The organism is Kitasatospora sp. NPDC001095 (assembly GCF_053598615.1).
Genome location: NZ_JBSFKQ010000072.1, coordinates 25,146 through 32,411 on the forward strand (window position 1 = coordinate 25,146; position 7,266 = coordinate 32,411).

Sequence of the window (7,266 nt, forward strand, 5' to 3'; positions counted from 1 at the left end):
GGTACTGCGCGGTGTTGCTCTGTTCCGACGGCCGTACCCTACCCGGCCGTGGTGCGCGCCACGGTCGCCGGGAGTGGACGTGCGCGGGGGTGGGTGTCGTAGTCTGCGGATCTGATTGCGGGCCCGGGCTCCTCCCGGGCGGTCGTTCGTCCAGGGAGGGAATCGTGCTCGACCTCGTCACCAAGTTGGTGCTGAAACCGGTCTCGCGGGGGATCTGGCGGCCGGTCATCGAGGGAATCGAGAACGTGCCGCGCAAGGGCGGGGTGATCCTCGCCAGCAACCACCTGTCCTTCATCGACAGCGTGGTGATCCCGCTGACCGCCCCGCGCCGGGTCCACTTCCTGGCCAAGGCCGAGTACTTCACCGGCACCGGGCTCAAGGGCCGGCTCTCCAAGGGCTTCTTCGAGGCCATCGGCGCCGTGCCGGTCGAGCGCGGCACCTACCGTTCCGCCCAGGCCTCGCTGGAGTCGGCGCTGGAGATCCTGGAGGACGGCAAGGCCTTCGGCATCTACCCCGAGGGCACCCGCTCGCTGGACGGCCGCCTCTACCGGGGCAAGACGGGCGTCGCCTGGCTCGCGCTGACCGCGGGCGTGCCGGTGGTGCCGGTGGCCCTGGAGGGTCCGGAGCAGATCCTGCCGGTGGGCAAGCGGGTGCCGCGGCTGAAGAAGGTGACGGTGCGCTTCGGCGAGCCGCTGCACTTCGACGAGCTGCACGGGCAGGCCCGCTCGCTGAAGGCCCGTCGGCAGGTGACCGACGAGGTGATGGCGGCGATCCAGCGGCTCTCCGGCCAGGAGGTCGCCGGGAGCTACAACGAGGTCCCGAAGGCGGCCTGACCGGCGGCCGCTCGCCGGCGTCGGCGGTCCGTCGGCGGCCTGGCCGATCGGTCGGCATGGCCGGTCCGTCAGCGTCGTCATCGCGCGGCCGGTCCGTCAGCGCGGCCGGTCCGTCACACGGACTCCGGCGCGGCCGCTTCGGGCTGCCCGGCGGGCTCCGGCGCGTCGGCCCGGACGGCGGCCTCTGGCACCTCCCGGCGCAGCAGCGCCGCGTACCGGCCGTCCAGCGCCACCAGCTCGTCATGGGTGCCCAGTTCGACCACCTCTCCGCGGTCCAGGACGGCGATCTGGTCGGCGGCGCGGACGGTGGAGAGCCGGTGCGCGATGGTGATGGTGGTGCGGCCGGCGGCCAGGGTGTCCACAGCCTGCTGGACGGCGCGCTCGGTGCGGTTGTCGAGCGCGCTGGTGGCCTCGTCGAGGATCAGCACCGGCGGGTTGCGCAGGATCGTCCGGGCGAGTGCGAGGCGCTGCTTCTCGCCGCCGGAGAACCGGTAGCCGCGCTCGCCGACCAGGGTGTCGTAGCCGTCCGGGAGGGCGGCGATGGTGTCGTGGATCTGCGCGGCCCGGGCGGCCTCGACCAGTTCGGCGTCGTCGGCGCCGGGCTTGGCGAAGCGCAGGTTCTCGGCGACCGAGGCGTGGAAGAGGTAGGTCTCCTGGGAGACCACGCCGACCGCCCGGGACAGCGTGTCGAAGGACAGTTCGCGCACGTCCACGCCGTCCAGGCTGACCTGTCCGCCGGTCACGTCGTACAGCCGCGGGACGAGGTAGCTGAGGGTGGTCTTGCCCGAGCCGGTCTCGCCGACCACGGCCAGCGAACTCCCGGCCGGGACCGTCAGGTCGACGCCGGACAGGGTCGGCCGCTCCTGCGTCGGGTCGTAGCGGAAGTCGACGTCCTTGAAGCGGACCTCGCCGCGGATGTCGGTCAGGGTGATCGGGTCGGCCGGCTCGTCGATCTCCACCGGCAGGTCGAGGTACTCGAAGATGCGCTGGAAGAGCGCGAGCGAGGTCTGCACGTCCACCCCGGTGGAGAGCAGGCTGACGGTCGGGCGGAAGAGGCCCTGCTGGAGGGTGACGAAGGCGACCAGGGTGCCGACGGAGACGATCGGCGCGCCGGCGGCGGAGGTCAGCCCGGCCGCCCAGTAGATCAGCGCGGGCATCGCGGCCAGCACGATCTGGATGGTGTTCATCCGCCAGCGCCCGGCCATGCTGGCCCGCACCTCCAGGTGGGCGAGCTGGTCGGACTGCCCGGTGAACTCCCGGGCGAGCGAGTCGGAGCGGCCCATCGTGCGGCCGAGCAGGATGCCGCTGACCGAGAGCGACTCCTGGACCGCCGAGCTCATCGCGGCCAGCTGCTTCTGCCGCTCGGTGGTGATCTTCTTGCGTTCCTGGCCGACCCTGCGACTGATCCAGACGAAGAGCGGGAGCAGCAACAACGAGACGACGGTCAGCCGCCAGTCCAGGGCGACCATGGCGAGGACGGAGGCGACCACCGCGGTCAGGTTGGAGACCAGGCTGGTCGCGGTGGAGGTCACCGTGGACTGCATGCCGCCGATGTCGTTGGCGATCCGGGACTGGACCTCGCCGGTGCGGGTGCGGGTGAAGAAGGCCAGCGACTGCCGCTGGAGGTGGCCGTAGACGGCCGTGCGCAGGTCGTGCATCACGCGCTGGCCGACGGTGGTGGAGATCAGCGTCTGGAGGACGTTGACGACGCTGTTCACCACGGCGGTGAGGATCATCCCGAGCGCGAGCAGGCTGAGCAGCCCGGTGCGGCCCTGCGGGATCGCGGTGTCCAGGACGGCCCGGAGCAGGAACGGCGACACGACCGAGACCACGGCGGAGGCAGCGACCAGCAGCCCGACCACGGCCAGACGGCCCCGGTACGGGCGGAAGAGGGCGAGGATGCGGCGCCACTGCGCGGGCGGGCGGGGCTCGCCCTCGGCGCGCTCGGGCGGGGTCCAGTCGATGGCGGTGGGCCTCAAGGACGGGCCTCCCTGGGTGGGGCGGTCGGGCGGACGGGCGGGTTGGGGGCGACATAGCGAGAATAGCTCATAGTTAGACAAGCTAATAGTGAGGGCAGCTCTATTCCTCGGCCTCGCCCCTCGGCCCCAGCGCTCGGCCCTCGCCCCTCGGCCCCCAGCGCTCGGCCCTCGGCGCTCGCTCCCGCTTCCCCGGGAGGCCTCGCTGACCCGCGCCGACCGCGCCCGACCGCGCCGATCGTCAGTTCGTCCGGTACGTGCGCGCCGCCTTCGAGGAGAGCCCGCCGAGCTTCCCGGAGGGCAGCACCCGGGCGATGGCCACGGCCATCTTGTACCGCTTGCTCGGCACCGACACGGACCGGCCGCGCGCCAGGTCGCGCATCGCCTCGTCCACGACCCGCTCGGCGGAGAGCCAGGACCAGGACGGGATGTTGCCCGTACCCATACCGGCCCGCTGGTGGAACTCGGTCCGGGTGAAGCCCGGGCACAGCGCCATCATCCGCACACCCGTACCGCCGAGGTCGCGCATCACGCCCTGAGTGAAGCTCACCACCCAGGCCTTGCTGGCTCCGTAGGTGCCGCGCGGCAGGAACGCCGCCACCGAGGCGACGTTGACGATCGCTCCGCGGCCGCGCTCCCGCATGCCGGGCAGGGCGGCCGTGGTCAGCCGCAGGATCGCCTCGATGTGCACCTTCAGCATGGCCAGCTCGTCCTGGAGCGGGACCGTCCCGAAGGCGCCCTTGTTGCCGAAGCCCGCATTGTTGACCAGGAGGTCCACCGGGCGGGCCGAGTCGGCGAGCCGGGCCTCCACGGCGCCGATGCCCTCGTCGGTCGCGAGGTCGGCGGTCAGCACCTCCGTCTCGATGCCGTACCTGCCGTGCAGGTCGGCGGCTGCGCGCTCCAGGCGCTCGGTGTCCCGGGCCACCAGGACGAGCCGGTAGCCGCTGCGGGCGAGCCGGCGGGCGAAGGCGGCTCCGATGCCGGCGGTAGCGCCGGTGATCAAGGCTGTGGTCATGCCCCGACCGTACCGACTCGTCGCACCCGAGCACACACCCAGGGCGATCCCACCTGCTCGGCGACCTCCGGATGCAGGCTCCGGGGGTGCTCGTACTGTCGAACGGGGGCATCGTCCGACCGGGCGGATACCATTCGAGGAGACACATCTGATGCTTGCTCAGTTCCGGGCCGAAACGGCTTCGACGTCACACAGCGCGACGCTGGAGGCCGAGACACCCGCGAGCCTGACGGTGGAGGACGAGGCCGTCGTGTCCGACGCGCCCACGTATCTGCCCGAGGCCACCGGCGCGGTGCTGCTGGCCGCGCTCCTGCTCCTCTCGCCGAAGGGCCCGAGGGAGAAGCCGACCCGGTAGGACGGCTCCTCCCCCGTCGGGCCACGCGCCCGTGACCACTCCCTCCTGAAGGGGGACCCGCTCACCATGCCAACCGCCGAGACCCCTCTCCGTGACGAGTTCGCCGCGGCGGTCGAGCGGGTGGCGGACCGGACCCTCGCCGTCCTCCAGGACGGCGGGGGCACGGCCGCACTCGCGGACCCCGACAGCCTGGTACCCCGCCCCCTGCCGGCCGCGGTACGGGTGCCCGGCGCGGACCTGTTCGCGCCGCAGCTGCTCACCGGCGCGGAACCCGACGGCACCGCCGCCGCCCTGCTGTCCGAGGCACGCTTCCTCCCGCCCTGGTACATCCCCGGACTACCGGGAGCCGGTGCCGTCCGGGCCGACGGGGCCGACCTGCTGCGCTACCTCCGGGCCCACCTGGACGGCGGACCTGCGACGGGTCCGGACGGCGGACTGGTGAGGGGCCCGGGCCCCGGACCGGCCACGGGCCCGGACGGCGGACCCGCGACGGACCCGGACGGCGGGCTGCGGACCGCACTGCGGGACGTCCAGCGGCTGCGGTTGCGGCTGCCGCACTCGACCGACCGGATCGGCCTGGTGTGGATGCACCGCCGCTCGGGCGACCGGGACCTCTCCTTCCACAGCGGTGGCACCCGGGGCTTCACCGCCTTCGTGGGGTTCTCGCAGGACGGCCAGGCGGCCGTCGCCGCGGTGGCCAACACCGCCCCGGCGCTGGACGGCCGGTTCGTCCAGGCCGGGTACGAGGTGCTGCGGGCCGCCAGCCGGCCTGAGGGTGCCGGTACCGGTCCCCTCCCGGGCGGGGACGGTTCCGCCCGGGAGGGGACGCTTCCGCCCGGGCGGGGACGGTTCCCGGTTCAGACGGCGACGGCCTTGGCTCGGTCGGCGGCGATGTTCACGGCGAGGCCGGCGAGGACGGTGCCCATCGCGTAGCGCTGGATCCGCAGCCAGCCGGGGCGACGGTTGAGGAAGGCCGCGATGCTGCCCGCGCTCACCGCGATCAGGCCGTTGACGGTGATCGCGATCGCGATCTGGGTCAGGCCCAACAGCAGGCTCTGCACGGCGACGTGACCGCGCTCCGGGGCCACGAACTGGGGCAACAGCGAGATGTACATGATGGCGATCTTGGGGTTGAGCAGGCAGGTCAGGAAGCCCATCGCGAACAGCCGGCGCGGCGGGTCCGGCGGCAGCTGCTGCGGGGCGAAGACCGCCGTGCCGCCCGGCTTGACCGCCTTCCAGGCCAGCCAGAGCAGGTATCCGGCACCGGCCAGCTTGATCGCGGTGTAGAGGACGGGCACCACCGAGAACACCGCGGCCACCCCCGCCGTCACCGCGACCAGGTAGACCAGGAAACCGGCCCCGACCCCGAGCAGCGAGATCAGCCCGGCGCGGCGGCCCTGCGCGATCGAACGCGACACCAGGTAGATCATGTTGGGCCCGGGCGACAGCACCATGCCCAGGGCGACGGCGGCGATCCCGAGCACGGCCCGGCCGTCCACGGCGGATGTCAACGCGTCCATGCGAGGAGGCTAGGCCGGGCAATCGGCTCGATGCAATGATGACTTTGCACTCGGTGCAATGCGAGCCGCTGGAGGGCCGACCCCGATGGACGACTACCGCCTGCTCGCCGACCGGATCGCCGCCGAGATCGCGGACGGGCGGCTGCGGCCCGGCCAACAGCTGCCGACCCAGCGCGCGTTCGCCCGCAGCAGGGGAATCGCCGCCTCGACGGCCGGGCGCGTCTACCGGGAGCTGGCCCGGCGCGGACTGACCGTCGGGGAGGTCGGTCGCGGAACCTTCGTCCGGGCCGGACACGCACCGGACGGCGCACGGGTCGCGCTCGCGGAGCCGTCCGCCACCCCCGTGGACCTGGAGCTCAACTACCCCTCCGTCCCCGGGCAGAGCGAGCTGCTGACGGCCGGACTGGCGCCGCTGCTGCGGCCGGACGCGCTGGGCGAGGCGCTGCGGCCGGTCGGCGCGGCGGGAACGGGCGCGGCCCGGCGGGCGTTCGCGGGACTGCTCTCGGTCGACGCCTGCGACGCCTGTGACTCCTGCGATTCCTGTGACTCCTGCGGCTCCTGGCACGTCGACGCGGCGGACCTGCTGTTCGCCGGCAACGGGCGGCAGGCCATCGCCGGGGCGCTGTCCGCCCTGGTGCCGCCCGGGCAGCGGCTGGGCGTGGAGGAACTGACGTACCCGGTGGTCAAGGCGGTGGCGGAACGGCTGGGCATCGTGCTGGTACCGCTGGCCGTCGACGAGCACGGGCTGCTGCCTGACGCCGTCGCGGCCGCCCATCGGACCGCCGGTCCGCTGCGCGCGGTGTACGTCCAGCCGCGCCTGCAGAACCCGCTCGGCGTGAGCCTCCCGCGGGAACGGGCGGTGGCGCTGGTGGCCGTGCTGCGGCGGCTCGACCTGACGGTGGTCGAGGACGCCGTCTGGTCCTTCCTCCGGCCGGGGTCGGCGCCGCTGGCCGCGCTCGCGCCGGAGCGCACGGTGCTCGTGGACAGCCTCTCCAAGCGGCTCGCCCCGGGGCTGACCACCGGGTTCGCGGTCGTTCCCGCGGCGCTGCGCGAGCGGGTGGCGGGGGCGCTGCGCTCGGGCGGGTGGGCGCCGAGCGGCTTCGCGCTGGAGGCGGCCGTGCGCTGGATCGGGGACGGCACGCTGGCCTCGGTGGAGGCCTCGAAGCGGGCCGACGCGACGGCCCGGCAGCTGCTGGCGCGCGAGGTGCTGACGGGGCAGCGGCTGCGGTCCGACCCGGGCTCGTACTACCTGTGGTGGGAACTGCCGCCGGGCCTGCGGGCGGAGGCCTTCGTCGCGGAGGCGGCGCGGGCCGGGGTGTCGGTCACGCCGGCGGCGGCATTCGCCGTCGATCCCCGGCGCTCGCCCTCCGCCGTCCGGGTCGGGCTCGCCTCACCGCCGTTGCCGGTGCTGGCGCGGGCGCTGGAGATGCTGGCGGTGATCGCTGCGGAGCTCGGCGGAGGGCGGCGAACAAGCTAGTGCCGCATCAGGCAACGTTCGCCCTGGTGACGACTTCGCGTAGCCGCTGATCGGCGGCGTGCTTGTTCCGCCAGATGATGTAGCGGCGGA

The 7,266-nt window shown here is 73.5% G+C and carries 7 protein-coding genes and 1 pseudogene; 4 read left to right on the forward strand and 4 right to left on the reverse strand.

The features are described 5' to 3' along the window. Window positions 1–164 precede the first annotated feature (164 nt). Window positions 165–833, forward strand: coding sequence for a lysophospholipid acyltransferase family protein (locus ACWDBB_RS34050; RefSeq protein WP_449793277.1), 669 nt, complete (start codon window positions 165–167; stop codon window positions 831–833). Window positions 834–946: 113 nt separating this feature from the next. On the opposite strand, the gene ACWDBB_RS34055 is transcribed toward ACWDBB_RS34050, so the two are convergent. Next, complete coding sequence (locus ACWDBB_RS34055) at window positions 947–2,812, reverse strand: ABC transporter ATP-binding protein (protein WP_449793278.1); 1,866 nt, start codon at window positions 2,810–2,812, stop codon at window positions 947–949. 238 nt (window positions 2,813–3,050) lie between these two features. Continuing rightward, window positions 3,051–3,824, reverse strand: coding sequence for an SDR family NAD(P)-dependent oxidoreductase (locus tag ACWDBB_RS34060; RefSeq protein ID WP_449793279.1), 774 nt, complete (start codon window positions 3,822–3,824; stop codon window positions 3,051–3,053). A 151-nt stretch (window positions 3,825–3,975) separates the two neighbouring features. Between ACWDBB_RS34060 and ACWDBB_RS34065 the strand changes: the two genes are divergently transcribed. Both ACWDBB_RS34065 and ACWDBB_RS34070 read left to right on the forward strand, forming a co-directional pair. Beyond that, window positions 3,976–4,179 (forward strand): hypothetical protein, encoded by a 204-nt coding sequence (locus tag ACWDBB_RS34065; RefSeq protein ID WP_449793280.1) that lies wholly within the window; start codon window positions 3,976–3,978, stop codon window positions 4,177–4,179. A 66-nt stretch (window positions 4,180–4,245) separates the two neighbouring features. Next, complete coding sequence (locus ACWDBB_RS34070) at window positions 4,246–5,112, forward strand: hypothetical protein (protein ID WP_449793281.1); 867 nt, start codon at window positions 4,246–4,248, stop codon at window positions 5,110–5,112. On the opposite strand, the gene ACWDBB_RS34075 is transcribed toward ACWDBB_RS34070, so the two are convergent. Next, the gene (locus ACWDBB_RS34075; RefSeq protein ID WP_449793282.1) at window positions 5,037–5,699 is read right to left on the reverse strand and encodes a LysE family translocator; all 663 of its coding nucleotides are present in this window, start codon (window positions 5,697–5,699) and stop codon (window positions 5,037–5,039) included. The genes ACWDBB_RS34070 and ACWDBB_RS34075 overlap by 76 nt on opposite strands. An 85-nt stretch (window positions 5,700–5,784) precedes the next feature. On the opposite strand from ACWDBB_RS34075, the gene ACWDBB_RS34080 reads away from it, so the two are divergent. Beyond that, window positions 5,785–7,176: an aminotransferase-like domain-containing protein gene (locus ACWDBB_RS34080; protein WP_449793283.1), complete on the forward strand. Its 1,392-nt coding sequence runs from the start codon at window positions 5,785–5,787 to the stop codon at window positions 7,174–7,176. Between the two features lie 7 nt (window positions 7,177–7,183). Here the strand turns inward: ACWDBB_RS34080 and ACWDBB_RS34085 are convergent. Further along, a pseudogene (locus ACWDBB_RS34085) lies at window positions 7,184–7,266 on the reverse strand (transposase); the annotation flags it as partial.

Excerpts from the sequence above, each read along its gene's own strand:
- ACWDBB_RS34065 (WP_449793280.1), top strand. The coding sequence starts at position 3,976 with ATGCTTGCTCAGTTCCGGGCCGAAACGGCTTCGACGTCACACAGCGCG.
- ACWDBB_RS34075 (WP_449793282.1), bottom strand. The coding sequence starts at position 5,699 with ATGGACGCGTTGACATCCGCCGTGGACGGCCGGGCCGTGCTCGGGATC.
- ACWDBB_RS34060 (WP_449793279.1), bottom strand. The coding sequence starts at position 3,824 with ATGACCACAGCCTTGATCACCGGCGCTACCGCCGGCATCGGAGCCGCC.
- ACWDBB_RS34070 (WP_449793281.1), top strand. The coding sequence starts at position 4,246 with ATGCCAACCGCCGAGACCCCTCTCCGTGACGAGTTCGCCGCGGCGGTC.
- ACWDBB_RS34080 (WP_449793283.1), top strand. The coding sequence starts at position 5,785 with ATGGACGACTACCGCCTGCTCGCCGACCGGATCGCCGCCGAGATCGCG.